Annotated in this window: 13 protein-coding genes; all 13 read left to right on the forward strand. The window is 44.1% G+C overall.

The annotated features are described in order from the left end of the window. Nucleotides 1-7: 7 nt before the first annotated feature. The 13 genes from PR795_RS01005 (at nucleotide 8) to PR795_RS01065 (ending at nucleotide 17,118) form a co-directional block, all read left to right on the forward strand. Complete coding sequence (locus PR795_RS01005) at nucleotides 8-1,222, forward strand: IscS subfamily cysteine desulfurase (RefSeq protein ID WP_006658644.1); 1,215 nt, start codon at nucleotides 8-10, stop codon at nucleotides 1,220-1,222. A gap of 24 nt (nucleotides 1,223-1,246) precedes the next feature. Beyond that, nucleotides 1,247-1,633, forward strand: a complete 387-nt coding sequence (gene iscU, locus PR795_RS01010) for a Fe-S cluster assembly scaffold IscU (RefSeq protein ID WP_006658643.1) — start codon at nucleotides 1,247-1,249, stop codon at nucleotides 1,631-1,633. Nucleotides 1,634-1,837: 204 nt separating this feature from the next. Next, nucleotides 1,838-2,161, forward strand: coding sequence for an iron-sulfur cluster assembly protein IscA (gene iscA / locus PR795_RS01015; RefSeq protein ID WP_006658642.1), 324 nt, complete (start codon nucleotides 1,838-1,840; stop codon nucleotides 2,159-2,161). A gap of 112 nt (nucleotides 2,162-2,273) precedes the next feature. Next, a complete protein-coding gene (gene hscB, locus PR795_RS01020; RefSeq protein WP_181480085.1) occupies nucleotides 2,274-2,795 on the forward strand; it encodes a co-chaperone HscB in 522 nt (173 codons plus the stop codon). A gap of 12 nt (nucleotides 2,796-2,807) precedes the next feature. Then, a complete protein-coding gene (gene hscA / locus PR795_RS01025) occupies nucleotides 2,808-4,658 on the forward strand; it encodes a Fe-S protein assembly chaperone HscA (protein ID WP_006658640.1) in 1,851 nt (616 codons plus the stop codon). A gap of 2 nt (nucleotides 4,659-4,660) precedes the next feature. Next, a complete protein-coding gene (gene fdx / locus PR795_RS01030; RefSeq protein WP_006658639.1) occupies nucleotides 4,661-4,993 on the forward strand; it encodes an ISC system 2Fe-2S type ferredoxin in 333 nt (110 codons plus the stop codon). A 7-nt stretch (nucleotides 4,994-5,000) separates the two neighbouring features. Beyond that, on the forward strand, nucleotides 5,001-5,201 hold the full coding sequence (gene iscX / locus PR795_RS01035) for a Fe-S cluster assembly protein IscX (protein ID WP_006661301.1): 201 nt from the start codon (nucleotides 5,001-5,003) through the stop codon (nucleotides 5,199-5,201). A gap of 257 nt (nucleotides 5,202-5,458) precedes the next feature. Then, nucleotides 5,459-6,754: an aminopeptidase PepB gene (gene pepB / locus PR795_RS01040; RefSeq protein ID WP_036963906.1), complete on the forward strand. Its 1,296-nt coding sequence runs from the start codon at nucleotides 5,459-5,461 to the stop codon at nucleotides 6,752-6,754. A 113-nt stretch (nucleotides 6,755-6,867) separates the two neighbouring features. Beyond that, nucleotides 6,868-7,320, forward strand: coding sequence for an enhanced serine sensitivity protein SseB C-terminal domain-containing protein (locus PR795_RS01045; RefSeq protein WP_006658636.1), 453 nt, complete (start codon nucleotides 6,868-6,870; stop codon nucleotides 7,318-7,320). 239 nt (nucleotides 7,321-7,559) lie between these two features. Then, the gene (locus PR795_RS01050; protein ID WP_272516578.1) at nucleotides 7,560-12,599 is read left to right on the forward strand and encodes an alpha-2-macroglobulin family protein; all 5,040 of its coding nucleotides are present in this window, start codon (nucleotides 7,560-7,562) and stop codon (nucleotides 12,597-12,599) included. Nucleotides 12,600-12,712: 113 nt separating this feature from the next. After that, complete coding sequence (gene pbpC, locus PR795_RS01055) at nucleotides 12,713-15,034, forward strand: peptidoglycan glycosyltransferase PbpC (protein ID WP_181480084.1); 2,322 nt, start codon at nucleotides 12,713-12,715, stop codon at nucleotides 15,032-15,034. Nucleotides 15,035-15,321: 287 nt separating this feature from the next. After that, the gene (gene ndk, locus PR795_RS01060) at nucleotides 15,322-15,747 is read left to right on the forward strand and encodes a nucleoside-diphosphate kinase (RefSeq protein ID WP_006658631.1); all 426 of its coding nucleotides are present in this window, start codon (nucleotides 15,322-15,324) and stop codon (nucleotides 15,745-15,747) included. A 171-nt stretch (nucleotides 15,748-15,918) separates the two neighbouring features. After that, entirely contained in the window at nucleotides 15,919-17,118 is a 1,200-nt protein-coding gene (locus PR795_RS01065) for a bifunctional tRNA (adenosine(37)-C2)-methyltransferase TrmG/ribosomal RNA large subunit methyltransferase RlmN (RefSeq protein ID WP_006658630.1), read from the forward strand. Nucleotides 17,119-17,216 lie beyond the last annotated feature (98 nt).

Below are 17,216 nucleotides of genomic sequence, written 5' to 3' on the forward strand. Positions count from 1 at the left end.
GTGAGCAATGAAATTACCGATTTATCTAGATTATTCAGCTACAACGCCAGTTGACCCACGCGTTGCTGAAAAAATGATGCAATGTTTAACAATGGATGGGAATTTTGGTAACCCAGCATCTCGTTCACACCGTTTCGGCTGGCAAGCTGAGGAAGCGGTAGATATTGCACGTAATCAAATCGCTGAATTAGTGAATGCGGATCCGCGTGAAATCGTTTTCACATCAGGTGCAACAGAATCTGATAACTTAGCTATCAAAGGTGCAGCCCAATTTTATCAGAAGAAAGGCAAGCACATCATCACATGTAAAACAGAGCACAAAGCTGTTCTGGATACATGCCGCCAATTAGAGCGCGAAGGTTTTGAAGTGACTTACTTAGCACCTCAAAGCAACGGCTTAATCGACCTGAAAGAGTTAGAAGCGGCAATGCGTGAAGATACTATTTTAGTGTCAATCATGCATGTGAATAACGAAATTGGTATTGTTCAGGATATTGCTGCAATTGGCGAATTATGTCGCAGCCGCGGTATCGTATTCCATGTGGATGCGACACAAAGTGTAGGTAAATTACCTATCGATTTGTCAGCATTAAAAGTTGACTTAATGTCATTCTCTGCTCACAAACTATACGGACCAATGGGTATCGGCGCGCTGTATGTTCGTCGTAAACCGCGTATCCGTTTAGAAGCGCAGCAACACGGCGGTGGTCATGAACGTGGTATGCGTTCAGGAACATTACCTGTTCACCAAATCGTGGGTATGGGCGAAGCGTATCGCATCGCTAAAGAAGAAATGGCTCAAGAATCTGAACGTCTGCGTGGTTTACGCTTACGTTTATGGAACGGTATCAAAGATATCGAAGAAGTTTACCTGAACGGTGACTTAGAAAATGGTGCGCCGCACATTCTTAACGTCAGCTTCAACTATGTTGAAGGTGAATCATTAATGATGTCGTTGAAAGACCTAGCAGTTTCCTCTGGTTCCGCTTGTACATCTGCAAGTTTAGAACCTTCTTATGTGCTGCGTGCTTTAGGTATGAATGACGAACTGGCTCATAGCTCAATTCGCTTCTCTTTAGGTCGCTTTACCACAGAAGAAGAAATTGACTATGCAATCAAACAGATTCATGGTGCAATCGGCCATTTACGCGAGCTGTCTCCTTTATGGGATATGTTTAAAGCAGGCGTGGATCTTAACAGCATCGAATGGTCTCACCATTAATCAGACAGTTTTAGGAGTTTAAGAATGGCTTACAGCGAAAAAGTTATCGATCATTATGAAAATCCACGTAACGTTGGTTCATTTGATAACAATGACCCAAGCGTGGGTAGCGGTATGGTGGGTGCACCTGCTTGTGGTGACGTCATGAAATTGCAAATTAAAGTCAATGATGATGGCATTATCGAAGATGCACGCTTTAAAACTTATGGTTGCGGTTCTGCGATTGCATCAAGTTCACTGGTTACAGAGTGGATGAAAGGCAAAAGTTTAGATGAAGCCGAGTCAATCAAAAATACAGCAATCGCTGAAGAGTTAGAATTACCACCAGTGAAAATTCACTGTTCAATTCTGGCTGAAGATGCAATTAAAGCTGCTATTGCTGATTATAAAAGCAAACGCCAAAGCAAATAATAGATAAATATCAGTAAGTAAGAGCTATTTCTTAGATTATATTAACAACAAAATATATAGCTCAGTTACTGATAAATAAGCTCAAATTAATTAAAGATGTATTTATTATGCAACTTTAAATATAATGAGTTGTACCGATGATTTGAAGGCGGATGCTAATAATTTCTAGCATCTGCCTTGTTTGTTTCTAAAGTGAGGTTTGCAATGTCGATTTCTCTTACAGAAAGTGCAGCGCAACGAATTCAATCGTTTTTGAAAAATCGTGGTAAAGGCGAAGGTTTGCGCTTAGGTGTAAGAACTTCAGGTTGCTCAGGAATGGCATACGTGCTTGAATTTGCTGACGTAATTAATGAAGAAGACACCGTTTTTGAAGATAAGGGTGTTAAGGTCATCGTCGATGGCAAAAGCATGGTTTATTTAGACGGCACTGAGCTGGATTTTGTGAAAGAAGGCTTAAATGAAGGGTTTAAATTTAATAACCCTAACGTTAACAGTGAATGCGGATGCGGTGAAAGTTTTCACGTATAATGTCTTTAAATGAGCATGACTTTGACCAATGTAACTAATGCAGCGCTAATAACCACATGATTTTTAGCAAAACTTAGCTACATTGGTACCCGGTTCGAGAAACTGAGCACTTATGGATTACTTTACTCTCTTTGGGTTAACCCCTAAATATGCGATTGATAGTGAGCAACTCACACATCGCTTTCAAGAATTACAGCGACAATATCACCCCGATCGCTTTGCTACCTGTTCAGAACAGGAAAAAATGCAGGCACTTCAGCATGCTGCAACTATCAATGTGGCATATCAATCGCTTCGTCATCCGCTAAAACGTGCGGAATATATGCTGTTATTGCAAGGTTATGACATTAATAACGAACAACATACCTTACATGACACCGCATTTTTGATGGAGCAACTCGAATTACGCGAAGAGTTAGATAACATCGAAAACAGTGCTCAACCTCTTGAGCAGCTGTCTGTTTTTATGAAAAACGTCAAACAAATGCAACAGACTCGTAGCGCTTTGATGGTCTCTGAACTCGACTCTATGCAGTGGGAAAAAGCCGCTGATACCGTCCGAAAATTGCGTTTTCTCGATAAGTTACAGCAACAAGCTGAGCAACTCGAAGAACGGTTACTAGACGACTTTTAAGAGAAAACGATTATGTCTTTATTACAAATAAGTGAACCGGGAATGACCGCTGCACCGCACCAACGTAAATTGGCGGCGGGCATCGATCTTGGTACAACACATTCATTGATTGCGACGGTTCGTAGTGGTGAAGCTGCGGTGTTACCCGATGAACACGGTCGTTATCTGCTACCTTCAATCGTGAACTATCAAACGGATAATCGTATTGTCGGCTGGGAAGCAAAACAACTTTCTGAGCAAGACCCAGTGAACACTGTCATTTCTGTAAAACGAATGATGGGGCGCTCATTGGTTGATATTCAAGCTCGTTATCCAAATTTACCTTATCAGCTGACAGCTAGCGAAAATGGTTTGCCTTTTATCCAAACAGCAGCTGGGCAAGTTGACCCTATCCAAGTTTCTGCTGATATTTTAAAAACGCTCGCAAAGCGAGCAGAGCAAACGCTTGGCGGAGAAATGGATGGTGTCGTGATCACTGTTCCAGCTTATTTTGATGATGCGCAGCGCCAAGGTACGAAAGATGCTGCTCGTTTAGCGGGATTACATGTTCTACGTTTATTAAACGAACCCACAGCAGCTGCGATAGCTTATGGCTTGGACTCAGGCCAAGAAGGGGTTATCGCGGTTTATGATTTAGGTGGCGGTACCTTTGATGTATCAATTTTACGCTTGAGTCGTGGTGTATTTGAAGTGTTAGCAACTGGTGGAGATACAGCCTTAGGCGGTGATGATTTTGACCATGTGCTAGCTCAATGGATTGCACAGCAAGCGGGACTTTCTGTTCAGGGAGATCACCACTTAACGCGCCAGCTATTGAACATTGCCACTGAAACGAAAATCACGTTAAGTGATGCTGATTCAGCAACGATTACACTGCCAAACTGGCAAGGTAACATCAGCCGTGAAACCTTTGAGTCATTGATTGAAACTCATGTAAAGCGCACCTTAATGGCATGTCGCCGTGCATTAAAAGATGCGGGAGTGGAAAACAGTGATGTTCTGAATGTCGTGATGGTTGGCGGTTCAACTCGCGTCCCATTAGTCCGTAACAAAGTGGGCGAATTTTTTGGTCGTACGCCATTAACCTCTATCGATCCAGATAAAGTTGTGGCAATTGGGGCGGCAATTCAAGCTGATATTTTAGTGGGTAATAAACCTGATAGCGAAATGCTGCTATTAGATGTCATCCCACTTTCATTAGGTTTGGAAACGATGGGCGGCTTAGTGGAAAAAGTGATCCCACGAAATACCACGATCCCTGTGGCTCGCGCGCAAGAATTTACAACCTTTAAAGATGGGCAAACCGCGATGAGCGTTCACGTAGTACAAGGTGAGCGTGAAATGGTGGCAGACTGCCGGTCATTAGCCCGTTTTACTCTGCGAGATATTCCGCCAATGGCAGCGGGTGGGGCTCATATTCGTGTCACATTCCAAGTTGATGCAGATGGCTTACTCAGCGTGAGTGCGATGGAGAAATCCACGGGTGTAGCAGCATCGATTCAAGTTAAACCCTCTTACGGTTTAACTGATACTGAAATTTCAACCATGATTAAAGATTCAATGACTAACGCGCAAGAGGATTTGAATGCGCGCCGCTTAGCGGAGCAAAAAGTTGAAGCAGCAAGAGTGCTTGAAAGTTTAACGACTGCATTAGAGCAAGATGCACATTTACTGACTCCAACCGAAGAGTTAGAAATTGATAATGCAGTCAATGAGTTAATCCAAGCAGTAGAAGGCACAGACCCTACTGTTATTGAAAATGCAATTAAACAACTGGATAAGAAATCCCAAGAATTTGCCGCTCGCCGAATGGATGCTTCTATTCGTCAGGCGTTGTCTGGCCATTCTGTGGATGAGATATAATTATGCCTAAAATCGTTTTTTTACCTCATAGTACGTTATGTCCGGAAGGTGCTGTCGTTGAAGCACAAGAGGGCGAATCTATTTTAGACGTAGCACTGCGCAATGGAATTGAAATTGACCACGCCTGCGAAAAGTCCTGTGCATGTACAACTTGTCACTGCATCGTGCGTGAAGGATTCGACTCACTTGAAGAGAGCAGTGAACTCGAAGATGACATGCTAGACAAAGCTTGGGGCCTCGAGCCGGAAAGCCGTTTAAGCTGCCAAGCATTAGTGGCGGATGAAGATCTGGTTGTCGATATTCCGAAGTATACGATTAACCATGCTAGAGAATGAGTTAGCTATGAGCTTAAAATGGACAAACAGTCGTGAAATCGGTGAAGCGCTCTATGATGCTTATCCGGATACAGACCCAAAAACCGTGCGTTTTACCGACATGCATCAATGGATCTGCGATTTAGAAGATTTTGAGGATGACCCTCAAAAATCTAACGAAAAAATCCTTGAAGCCATTTTGTTAGTCTGGCTGGATGAATACGAATAAGATAGTTGGATAAAGCCGGATAGCAATGAATAAATTGCATCCGGTTTTTTTTCATCTGTGATATGACCTATTAGAAAATAAAATGGTCCAAAAGAGCCTATTAATCCGATAGGTACTAAACTCAATATTATGACCATTTTTAGGGTATAGTTGGTGAATTAGCAAAGATTTATAGCAGAAAGTGATAAGCTAAATTTAATGGTCTGCTAAATTCAAGACCCGCAATAATTAACTTAGTGGATAAAGTGAGAAAAATAATGACCAAACAAATTATGCCAGTCATGATTACATGTGAACCTGCAGCGCCATGCTGGGGCGAAGGCGCTCTATTAAGTTCAAACGATAAAGGCATGACTATCCATCTTAAGCACCCAGGCAAACTGTGTGCTGTACAAAGTGCTGGTCGTAAATTAGATAGCCAAGGCATTCGCAATGTGTCATTAACTGGCGAAGGCTGGGACTTAGAAAAAAGTTGGGCATTTTGGCAGGGTTTTCGCGCACCAAAAGGGGCAAGAACTATCGAGTGGCCTGCTTTACAAGAAGCGGATCGCAAAGAATTAGAACAGCGTATTAATACGATTGATTGGGTTCGTGACATCATCAATGCGCCTGCTGAAGAATTAGGACCGGAGCAGCTCGCTCAACGTTCAATCGACCTAATGTGCAAAGTGGGCGCTCAAGATATTAGCTACCGCATTGTCAAAGGTGATGATCTATTAGAACAAGGTTACACGGGTATTCATACCGTGGGTCGTGGATCTAGCCGTCCCCCTGTATTGCTGGCGTTGGACTACAACCCAGGCAAAGACGAAAAAGCGCCAGTGTTTGCTTGTTTAGTGGGTAAAGGGATTACTTTCGATTCAGGAGGCTATAGCATTAAGCCTTCTTCTTCAATGAACTCGATGAAAGCGGATATGGGTGGTGCGGCAACATTGGTTGGCTCGTTAGCGCTTGCGATTACTCGTGGTTTAAACAAACGTGTGAAATTATACCTGTGTATTGCTGATAACATGGTGAGTGGTAATGCCTTCAAGTTAGGGGATATTATCCGTTATCGTAATGGTAAATCTGTTGAAATCATGAATACAGATGCGGAAGGTCGCTTAGTTCTGGCAGATGGCTTGATTGATGCAAGCAACGATAAACCAACCTTACTGATTGATGCAGCAACCTTAACAGGCGCAGCAAAAACCGCAGTCGGCAATGACTACCACTCAGTATTGAGTTTTGATGACAAATTAGTGGCTGAGTTAATGTCAGCGTCAGACGAAGAGTTTGAATTATTCTGGCGTTTACCATTAGCTGAATTCCATCGTCAGCAATTACCTTCTGGTTTTGCTGATCTGAATAACATCGCTGCACCATCTCATACGGCGGGTGCAAGTACAGCGGCAGCCTTCCTGTCCCACTTTGTTGAAAATTACCGTCAAAACTGGGTACATATCGATTGTTCAGCAACTTACCGTAAATCACCAGTGAGTTTATGGGCAGAAGGGGCAACCGGTATTGGTGTGAGAACATTAGCCAACTTACTTCTCAAAAAATCAAAATAATTCGCGTTATAATGAAATCGCAGTGGTGCAGTCAATGCAGCCTGCGATTTTTTCTTTAACATGAATGGTTTTTGAATTTAGACGATAATATTTTTGGTTGTAGAGGATATTGAATGACGCAACAATCCCAAAACCTAACAACAGACTCGCAATCCGATGTTCAGTTTACTGAACTCACGGTGCCGGAAGGTTCTTCATTAAAATTAAGCGTTCTCGAACAAGAACCTGAAGAATTGACAGCGGCGCTCAGTGAGTTTTTTAAACAACATAAAGTCGTACGACGCGCGTTTATTGTTTCGGTTCAAGAAGTGGAAGATGAACAATTTGATGATATTTTGATGATAGCGTTGGAATTTGTTCCGGGCGCAGAAAATATCGATGAAATTATTCAAGAAGCTGGCGCAACCGCGTGCGAATATATTGACGAAGATGAGTCTATTGATTTTTGTGTCGTCAATGAAGACGAAAAAGGGCTAAGTCACTTCATTACCCAGCATGTGGCACCTTTTTACCAGCGCCGTCTAGGCAGCTTCTTACGCGACAGCATCCCCATCAAAAATACCTAATTTCCTCCTCTAAAATAAAGACGCGGCTTTTACCGCGTCTTTATTTTTTCATGTTATTTTTTCCGTTTTGTCTGATAGGTGTTGGTGTTACATTCTGTTAAATTATGCATTCAATTAATGCGCATGCTTATTATTGCGGATTACACACTAAGCTCAATCATCGCAACGTATTTAAGTTCAAGAGCTGCTCTTGAGCTTCATTAACATAATAAATTAACTTAATAAGGGATGGGGCGGTAATGAAACAACAATCAAGTTGGACTTCATTGGCGGGTCTAAAAACGAAAAAACGTTATGTAGCATTAGCCTTAGCGTCCGTTATGGCATTAGCGGGCTGCGATAATACTGACGATACCACGAAAAAAGAGGGTAATGTCTCCACCTCAGCGGCAGAAACGAGTACTAAAACGGCGCCCGTTGCAGAACAAAAACAGGCAGCGCCTAAGCTTTCCAATGAAGAGTTAGTGAAAAAATATGCTGGGAAAGATCTGGAAATTTTGGATGCCTCAGAATTGCAACTTGATGGTGCGAGCGCCATGGTGGTGACGTTCTCGGTGCCATTGCAACCGAATCAAAACTTTGGACAGTACCTAAATCTGGTGGATGTGAAATCCGGCAAACTGGATGGAGATTGGGAACTGTCTGATAACCAAATGGAGTTACGTTTCCGTCATTTACCGCCATCGAAAGAATTAAATCTTTCCGTTAATCCGGGTGTGAAAGCCGTTAACGAGCGTACCATTACAAACAGTTTCGAGAAAAAATTCCAAACTGCGCAGATTATTCCAACCGTTGGGTTTGCGAGTAAAGGGTCGCTGTTACCCAGTAAAGTGGCACAAGGTTTACCGGTTATCGCTTTGAACGTGGATAAAATCGATGTTAACTTTTTCCGTGTTGATGAAAAGCAGTTACCGCAATTCCTCGCAATGTGGCAATACCGCAGCAATTATGAATACTGGTATTCCGATGAGTTCCTCGACAAAGTTGAATTAGCCTACACTGGGCGCTTTGATTTAAACCCAGACAAAAATACCCGCCAATCCATTCTCTTGCCATTGAAAGATATTAAAGAGCTGCAACAAGATGGCGTCTACTTGGCGATCATGCAAAAAGCGGGTAGCTACAGTTATCAATTCCCAGCGACAGTCTTTACCTTAAGTGATATCGGTGTGTCATTACATAGCTACCATGATCGTGTGGATATTTTCACGCAATCATTAGCGAAAGGTTCGGCAATCAAAGGCGTCGAACTACGTATTTTAGATGAAAAAGGTCAGTTAGTGACGAAGGGCACTACTGATGGTGACGGTCACGCTCAGCTAGATAAACTAGCGGGTGGTAAATTATTGCTGGCAACCCACGAAGGGCAAACCAGTATGATTGACCTGACTCAGCCTGCGTTAGACTTGTCTGAGTTTGATATCTCGGGTCCTTCCGGTTATGCCAAACAGTTTTTTGTTTTTGGTCCTCGTGATTTATATCGTCCCGGTGAATTACTGTTAGTGAATGGTTTACTGCGTGATGGCGATGGTCAGCCTGTGAAATCTCAGCCAGTTAAAGTGGATGTCTTAAAGACCGATGGTCAAGTCTACAAAAGCTTTGTGTGGCAGGGCGATGAAAAACAAGATGGTCTGTATCAGTATCAGCTAGAGATCCCTAAAAATGCTGAAACGGGTGGCTGGTCACTGCGTTTTGATTTAGGTGACGGGTCTCCACAACGTTACTACAAATTTAACGTTGAAGATTTTATGCCAGAGCGTATGGCTCTGGATATTACAGGCAGCGAAAAACCTGTATTAATCACGCAGCCTGTTGAATTTGATATTAAAGGTCGTTATCTCTATGGCGCACCAGCAGCAGATAATCAGCTGCAAGGGCAAGTATTACTGAAAGCAAACCGCGAAGCAGTGGCGAAATTACCGGGTTTTGAGTTCGGTGCGACTAATGAAGAAGGCTTACCTCGTAAGCTGGATGAGTTTGATTTAACCTTGAATAACAGTGGCGAAACTGTGATTTCCCTACCACAAAGTAATTGGGAATCAACACGCTCCCCGATTACCGCTGTTCTGCAAGCTAGCTTACTTGAGGCGGGCGGTCGTCCGGTGACTCGCCGTGCTGAACAAGCGATCTGGCCAGCGAAAAAACTTGTTGGTATTCGTCCGTTATTCGAGAAAAAAGAGATCTACGATTACCGAACTGACCGTTACGCAAAACGTTATAACGTCGATGAAAACTCTTTAGCTGAGTTTGAAATTGTCATGTCAGACATGGCTGGACACAAGCTGGCTGCTGAAAACCTCACGGCGCGTTTAGTGTATGAGCGTCGTGATTACTATTGGAGCTGGTCAGAAAGTGGCGGCTGGGTCTCTAACTACGACCAAAAAGATTTGGTGATGGCGAATGAAAATATATCTATTGCGAAAGATGGTACCGCTAAGATTTCATTCCCAGTGGATTGGGGCTCATTCCGTTTAGAAATTACCAACCCTGACAATGAGCTTGTCAGTAGCATTCAATTCTGGGCAGGCTTCTCTTGGCAAGATAATACCGGAGGTAGCGGTTCCGTTCGCCCTGATCAAGTGAAACTCAGTCTGAATAAACCAGCTTACTTACCGGGTGAAAAAGCCAAAGTCCGCATCGAAGCGCCAAAAGCAGGTAAAGGTTACATTCTGCTTGAATCTAGCAGTGCCCCATTATGGTGGCAGGAAATTGATGTCCCAGCTGGCGTGTTAGATGTGGAAGTGCCGGTAAATAAAGAGTGGGCACGCCATGATTTATATATCTCTGCGGTGGTTGTTCGCCCAGGAGATGATTCCAAAGAGGCGACTGTTAAACGCGCCGTTGGGGTATTACACCTGCCGCTAGCCGATGAAAATCGTAAGATTGCATTGGCGTTGAACGCACCGACAAAAATGCGTCCAAATGAAGATTTGAAAGTGAAGATCAAAGCCACTTCTCAAGATGGCAAGCCACTGCCTGAAACAGTGAATGTATTGCTCTCTGCGGTCGATACTGGCGTATTGAATATCACGGATTTTAAAACGCCAGACCCTTACGATGCTTTCTTTGGTCGTAAGCGCTACAGCGTTGACCAATACGATGTGTATGGTCACTTAATTGAAGGGCAAGGGAAGTTAGCGAACCTACGCTTTGGTGGTGATGGTGAAGATGCCGCACTTGAGCGTGGTGGTATGAAGCCATTAACTGAAGTGCAGATTATTGCAGAACAAGCGCAACCTGTTGCCTTAGATAAAAATGGCGAAGGAGAAATTACGTTAGCTATCCCTGATTTTAATGGGGAGCTGCGCCTTATGGCGCAAGCGTGGAACCAAAAAGATTTTGGTCATGCTGACAGCAAAGTAGTGGTTGCTGCACCATTAGTGACGCAAATGTCGATGCCGCGCTTTATGGCGGGGGGCGATAAATCTTACTTCGCGTTAGATCTTACCAACATGACCGACAATACGCAGAATGTGACTGTCACATTTAAAGCGTCGGGCATGGTGAAATTAGACGGTGCACCAACCCGTGATATCGAACTGACCAAGGGCAAGCGTACCACAGTGACGCTGCCAGTCAGTGCTGATTATGGTTTTGGTGAAGGTGAAGTCTCCATGACCATTAACGGCGTGAAAGTCGAAGGGGAAGCGGAGAAAGAGTACAAAAACAGTTGGAAAGTGGGCGTGCGTCCAGCACAACCGGCTGAAACTGTAGCATTTGCTACCGCGATTGAGCCGGGTGAAATTTGGTCATTACCAACCAATGATTTTGCTTATTTACAGCAAGATACGCTGGAAGGGCAAGTTCTGTTAACGAGTCGCCCACCACTGCAAATTGCACGCTATATTCGCGAGCTGTTCGCGTATCCATACGGCTGTTTAGAACAAACCGTGAGTGGGCTGTATCCGTCACTGTTCTCTACACAAGCTGAACTGCAAAAACTGGGGATTAATTCACAAACTGACGCTGATCGCCATAAAGCGATTGAGTTAGGGATCCCTCATTTATTGAGCATGCAGCGTGACGACGGTAGCTTCTCCTTGTGGGATAAAATGGGACGTGAAGAGTATTGGTTAACCGCCTATGCGACGGATTTCTTAAATAAAGCCAATCAGCGTGGTTTCTCTGTACCGCAAAGTGCATTAAATAATGCGAATACACGCCTGTTAAGCTACTTACAAGATGGTAGCCAAGTGAGTTATCCGTACACGGATCAGCCAGACGCATCCCGTTTTGCGATCCAAGCCTATGCGGGCTTAGTGTTAGCGACTCAGCAGAAAGCGCCATTAGGAGCACTGCGTCAAATCTATGGTCAAGCCAACAATGCGACCAGCGGTTTAGCGTTAGTTCAACTGGGTGTGGCATTAAACCTGATGGGTGATAAAGCGCGTGGTGAAAGTGCCATTATTGATGGTATGAAGAAACAGAGCGCACGTTACAGCAGCATTGGTGACTATGGTTCAGCGATCCGTGATGATGCGATGATCGTGGCATTGTTAAATGAATATAACTTGATGCCAAAATCCCGTGACCAAAAACTGCAAACGCTATCTAACAACCTGACTTCACAGAAGTATTTCTCAACTCAAGAGAGCAATGCCCTGTACTTAGCCGGTCGTTTCTATGCTAATGAAACAGAAACACCATGGAAAGCGCTAGTCAATGGTCAAGAGCCACCATTGGTTTCAGATAAACCAGTGAGTGAGTTCTTAACTAAACAACAGCTAGTAAATGGTTATAGTGTTGAAAACAGCGGTACAAGCACACTGTATACTCGCTTGAATGTTGTCGGTTATCCGATGCGTTCACCGAAGCCATACTCAAATGTGCTGGATATCAAACGCAGTTACTACGATATGAAAGGCAACCGTATTTCAATCGATAGATTAAGAAGCGGCGAAATGGTGGTGGTGAAGTTGGAAGTGAATGCCAACCAAACTGTCCCTGATGCACTGGTGGTGGATTTATTACCTGCGGGCTTAGAGTTGGAAAACCAAAACTTAGCCAATAGCAGCGCGAACCTCAGTGAATCTGCGCCAAATCTGCAAGAGATGATTGATGATATGCAGCAGTCGCAAATTCGTCACATGGAATACCGTGATGACCGTTTTGTTGCGGCAGTAGAAGTTCAACAATATCGTCCAACAACACTGGTTTACTTAGCTCGCGCAGTAACGCCGGGTGTATATAACAAACCAGTACCACAGGTGGAATCCATGTATGTGCCAGAGTGGCGTGCAACGGGTTACTCCGATGGTCAGTTGGAAGTGGTTCGTTAATTGACATTGAATCAATATCGCTATTGATTTAGATGAAGATAAAGAGGGAAGCGTGTGTTTCCCTCTTTTTTTAGTATCATAAAAACAAATAATAACTCTCGGTATATTGACGAATGAAGAGATGGCTACGTCGCATTGGGTGGACGCTACTGGTTTTGGTCGTGGTATTGCCACTGGCCTTTTTAGCCGCAGATAAAATTTGGCCGCTGCCAATCAAGCAGATTGAGATGGCACGCACGGTCGTCGCGGGGGATGGGACTCCGTTATGGCGCTTTGCCGATAAAGACGGTATTTGGCGTTTCCCCGTTAAATTAGATGAGGTCTCGCCAGAATATATTGACGCGTTATTAACCTATGAAGATCGCCATTTTTACCAGCATCCGGGGGTTAATCCATTTTCATTAATGCGTGCAGCTGGGCAGTTAGTGAGCTCTGGGCGCATTGTCTCTGGGGGCAGCACCATCTCAATGCAGGTGGCAAGGCTGATTGACCCACATGAGCGTACGTTTGGCGGAAAACTCAAACAGTTATGGCGTACCGCACAGCTGGAATATCACTATTCCAAAGATGAAATCCTCGAAATGTATCTTAACCGTGCGCCTTATGGGGGCACGATTGAGGGCATAGGTGCTGCCAGCTGGGTTTATTTGAATAAATCCCCCGCAAAATTAACCGCAAGTGAAGCAGCATTATTTGCGGTTTTACCCCAAGCGCCAAGTCGTTTAAGACCTGATAGATACCCAGAACGGGCGCAAGCAGCACGAGATAAAGTACTCGACAGACTGGCTGAATACCAAGTTTGGAGTACTGAAAAAGTCAATGAAATTAAGCAAGAGCAAATCTGGCTTGCCCCACGTAAAAATCCGCATTTAGCGCCATTATTGGCACGTCGGATGGTTAAAGATTCCCAAGAATCCATCGTGGAAACTACCATTGATGCTAGCCTGCAAAAGCAGCTTGAAGATATGGCGATGAACTGGAAAAACCAATTACCCAAGCAAACTTCATTAGGATTGCTGGTGGTTGATCACACGGATATGAGCGTGAAAGCGTATATCGGGTCGATTGATTTTCAGGATGATAGTCGCTTTGGTCATGTCGATATGATCAGCGCGTGGCGTTCACCGGGCTCCACACTCAAACCTTTTTTATATGCCTTGGCAATGGATGATGGGTTGATCCATGCAGAGTCGCTTTTGCAAGATGTACCGCGTCGATTTAATGATTACCGCCCCGGTAACTTTGATAGCGGTTTCAATGGTCCCGTGAGTGTTAGTGATGCATTAGTGCGCTCGTTAAATTTACCTGTTGTGCAGCTACTGGATGTATATGGTAGTAAGCGTTTTACCGCGCAATTACGTAATGTCGGAACCGAGCTGCGTTTTCCTGTGGGGGGAGAACCCAATTTATCGTTGATCTTAGGCGGAACAGCAGCACGTATGGAAGATTTAGTGTCGGCATACAGTGCATTTGCTCGCCAAGGTGAAGTTTCTCCACTGCGTTATCGACCGACAGATGTTATCCGCGACCGCAAGTTGATGTCTCCGGGTGCCGCGTGGATTGTTCGCCGGATTATGGCAGGAGAAGCCCGTCCAGTCCCTGATGCTAACTTATCGGGGCAGCCAAATCTTGCCTGGAAAACAGGTACCAGCTACGGCTACCGCGATGCTTGGGCGATTGGTGTAAACCCTCGTTATACTATCGGGGTTTGGGTTGGTCGCCCTGATGCGACACCTGTTGCAGGGCAGCTCGGCTATGCCACAGCGATCCCAATTATGAACCAAGTGAATAACATGCTGATGACGCGGATTTATCAATCTCGCGAAGTGCTCCCAAAAGATTCAAGGCCAGCAAGTGTTAGCCAAGCCGTGATCTGCTGGCCGGGGGGAACCTCATTACTGAAAGAAGATAGTAATTGTCGCCAGCGCCGTTTGAGTTGGATTTTAGACAATACGATTCCACCAACACTCATGGCTCGGGATCAAGAATCCTCTCTTGGACTCAGGCAAAAAGTGTGGGTCAATGAACAAGGTTTACAAGTGGCGGCGGATTGCCCGAATGCGGAAGAAAAAGAGATCCATTTATGGCCGATCACTGTAGAGTCATGGTTGCCGGCAAGTGAAAAACGGGTAAATCGACTACCTAAACCAGATACGGCATGTCCTCCATTGAACCTTGAAATGCCACCATTGTTAATTTCTGGGATCCGCGAAGGGGAAGTTCTCCAGCGTTTACCCGGAAAAACCAGTTTAGACCTGCGTTTACTCACTCAAGGTGGGCAAGGACAAAAATGGTGGTTTTTAAACGGTGAGCAAGTGAACAATACAGAGCAAAATGGGGCAATTTTGCTGACGCTCGAAAAAAGTGGAAACTACCAAATATCTGTCTTAGATATGAGCGGACAGGTTACAGCTATCAACTTTAAGGTGAAGTGATAGCATAAAACAGTGACTTAATTAAAAAGTTAGCATTTCTTGCTATAAAAAGATTAACAAAATGTTGTTGTGACTGTAGGAAATTGTAATCCAAGCCCCTATAATCAACGCCCTATTTTTCTGCTTCCTAACATCAGGAATAGAAATAATATAAAAACTACAACAGACACATATTCTTGGTTCTTCATATGCCCCTCTTGAAATCCTAGTGGGAACATTGGGTTAAGTAAGAGAAATAAAGCAGAGAATAAAGAGTAAAAGTCAAGTCAATCGCTAAGAGGTTATTTATGGCTGTTCAACGTACATTTTCTATCATCAAACCAAACGCAGTTAAGAAAAACGTCATCGGTGCAATTTACAACCGTTTTGAAAGCGCAGGCTTCAAAATCGTTGCAGCTAAAATGATGCACCTGACTCGTGAACAAGCTGAAGGCTTCTACGCTGAGCACAAAGGTCGTCCTTTCTTTGATGGTCTGGTTGAATTCATGACTTCTGGTCCAATCATGTTACAAGTGTTAGAAGGCGAAAACGCAATTCAACGTCACCGTGACCTGATGGGCGCAACTAACCCAGACAACGCATTAGCAGGTACTTTACGTGCTGATTACGCTGACAGCTTCACTGAAAACGCAACTCACGGTTCAGACTCTGAAGAATCTGCTGCACGTGAAATCGCGTATTTCTTCGCTGCTGACGAAATCTGCCCACGCTAAGGCATCCTCAATAATGCATTAGCATTATTGTTATAATATTTGTACAATATGTCGCCCTGTTAATTATTGCGTTAACAGGGTGATTTATTTTTAGTCGTCCTGACTAATCGCAATCCCTATTTTACGTCGTGCTTTTCGCACTGCCGAAAGTGTAATAACGAGGCAAACTCAATGTCTGATATGACTACTAATGCACAGTGTGCAACTCCTTCTGCTGTATCTGTTACGCCAGAAAAAAACGATCAACCGCAAAGAAATAATCAAAAAATCAATCTACTGGACTTAAACCGTAAACAGATGCGCGAATTTTTTGCTGAGCTCGGCGAAAAGCCTTTCCGTGCAGATCAAGTTATGAAGTGGATTTACCACTATTGTTTCGATGATTTCGATCAAATGACCGATATCAACAAGGTGCTTCGTGCCAAATTAAAAGAAGTCGCGGAAATTCGTGCGCCGGAAGTTGCTGATGAGCAACGTTCATCGGATGGCACAATTAAGTGGGCTATCAAAGTGGGTGATCAACTGGTTGAAACGGTGTATATCCCTGAAGCTGATCGCGCAACACTGTGTGTCTCTTCTCAAGTTGGCTGTGCACTGGAATGTAAATTCTGTTCTACCGCGCAGCAAGGTTTTAACCGTAACTTACGTGTTTCCGAAATCATCGGACAAGTTTGGCGTGCGGCTAAAATCATCGGTTCGCTGAAGTCTAGCGGTCGTCGTCCTATCACCAACGTGGTGATGATGGGGATGGGTGAGCCGTTATTGAACTTAAATAATGTGGTTCCTGCGATGGAAATCATGTTAGATGATTTTGGTTTTGGCTTGTCAAAACGCCGAGTGACTATTTCAACATCAGGGGTTGTTCCTGCGTTGGATAAACTGGGCGATATGATTGATGTGGCGCTGGCAATTTCGCTGCATGCGCCAACAGATGATGTACGTGATGAAATCGTACCAATCAATAAGAAATATAATATCGAAACATTCTTAGCCAGTGTGAATCGTTATTTAACAAAATCCAATGCGAATGCGGGACGTGTCACTGTCGAGTACGTCATGCTTGATCATATCAATGATAGCGTTGAGCAAGCGCACCAATTAGCCGAATGCTTGAAAAACACGCCGAGTAAAATCAACTTAATCCCATGGAACCCGTTCCCAGGTGCTCCCTATGGTCGTAGCTCCAATAGCCGCATTGACCGTTTCTCTAAAGTATTGATGGAATACGGTTTTACCACTATAGTTCGCAAGACTCGCGGTGATGATATTGATGCTGCATGTGGACAGCTTGCAGGTGATGTGATTGATAGGACGAAACGAACCTTGAAAAAACGCCTTGCTGGGGAACCTATCCAGGTTAAATCAGTCTGATATATAGATAATATCTAATCAGTGGGTTAGCTTATGATTCAGGGCGTTTTATGGTTAGGCAAAACGTCCTGGTTCGCCTACAATAGTTAAAGCGGCAT

Source organism: Providencia sp. PROV209 (assembly GCF_028479485.1).
Taxonomy (GTDB): domain Bacteria; phylum Pseudomonadota; class Gammaproteobacteria; order Enterobacterales; family Enterobacteriaceae; genus Providencia; species Providencia alcalifaciens.

Excerpts from the sequence above, each read along its gene's own strand:
- hscB (WP_181480085.1), top strand. The coding sequence starts at position 2,274 with ATGGATTACTTTACTCTCTTTGGGTTAACCCCTAAATATGCGATTGAT.
- PR795_RS01065 (WP_006658630.1), top strand. The coding sequence starts at position 15,919 with ATGTCTGATATGACTACTAATGCACAGTGTGCAACTCCTTCTGCTGTA.
- PR795_RS01050 (WP_272516578.1), top strand. The coding sequence starts at position 7,560 with ATGAAACAACAATCAAGTTGGACTTCATTGGCGGGTCTAAAAACGAAA.
- iscX (WP_006661301.1), top strand. The coding sequence starts at position 5,001 with ATGAGCTTAAAATGGACAAACAGTCGTGAAATCGGTGAAGCGCTCTAT.
- pepB (WP_036963906.1), top strand. The coding sequence starts at position 5,459 with ATGACCAAACAAATTATGCCAGTCATGATTACATGTGAACCTGCAGCG.
- hscA (WP_006658640.1), top strand. The coding sequence starts at position 2,808 with ATGTCTTTATTACAAATAAGTGAACCGGGAATGACCGCTGCACCGCAC.
- PR795_RS01005 (WP_006658644.1), top strand. The coding sequence starts at position 8 with ATGAAATTACCGATTTATCTAGATTATTCAGCTACAACGCCAGTTGAC.
- iscU (WP_006658643.1), top strand. The coding sequence starts at position 1,247 with ATGGCTTACAGCGAAAAAGTTATCGATCATTATGAAAATCCACGTAAC.
- PR795_RS01045 (WP_006658636.1), top strand. The coding sequence starts at position 6,868 with ATGACGCAACAATCCCAAAACCTAACAACAGACTCGCAATCCGATGTT.
- fdx (WP_006658639.1), top strand. The coding sequence starts at position 4,661 with ATGCCTAAAATCGTTTTTTTACCTCATAGTACGTTATGTCCGGAAGGT.
- iscA (WP_006658642.1), top strand. The coding sequence starts at position 1,838 with ATGTCGATTTCTCTTACAGAAAGTGCAGCGCAACGAATTCAATCGTTT.
- ndk (WP_006658631.1), top strand. The coding sequence starts at position 15,322 with ATGGCTGTTCAACGTACATTTTCTATCATCAAACCAAACGCAGTTAAG.
- pbpC (WP_181480084.1), top strand. The coding sequence starts at position 12,713 with ATGAAGAGATGGCTACGTCGCATTGGGTGGACGCTACTGGTTTTGGTC.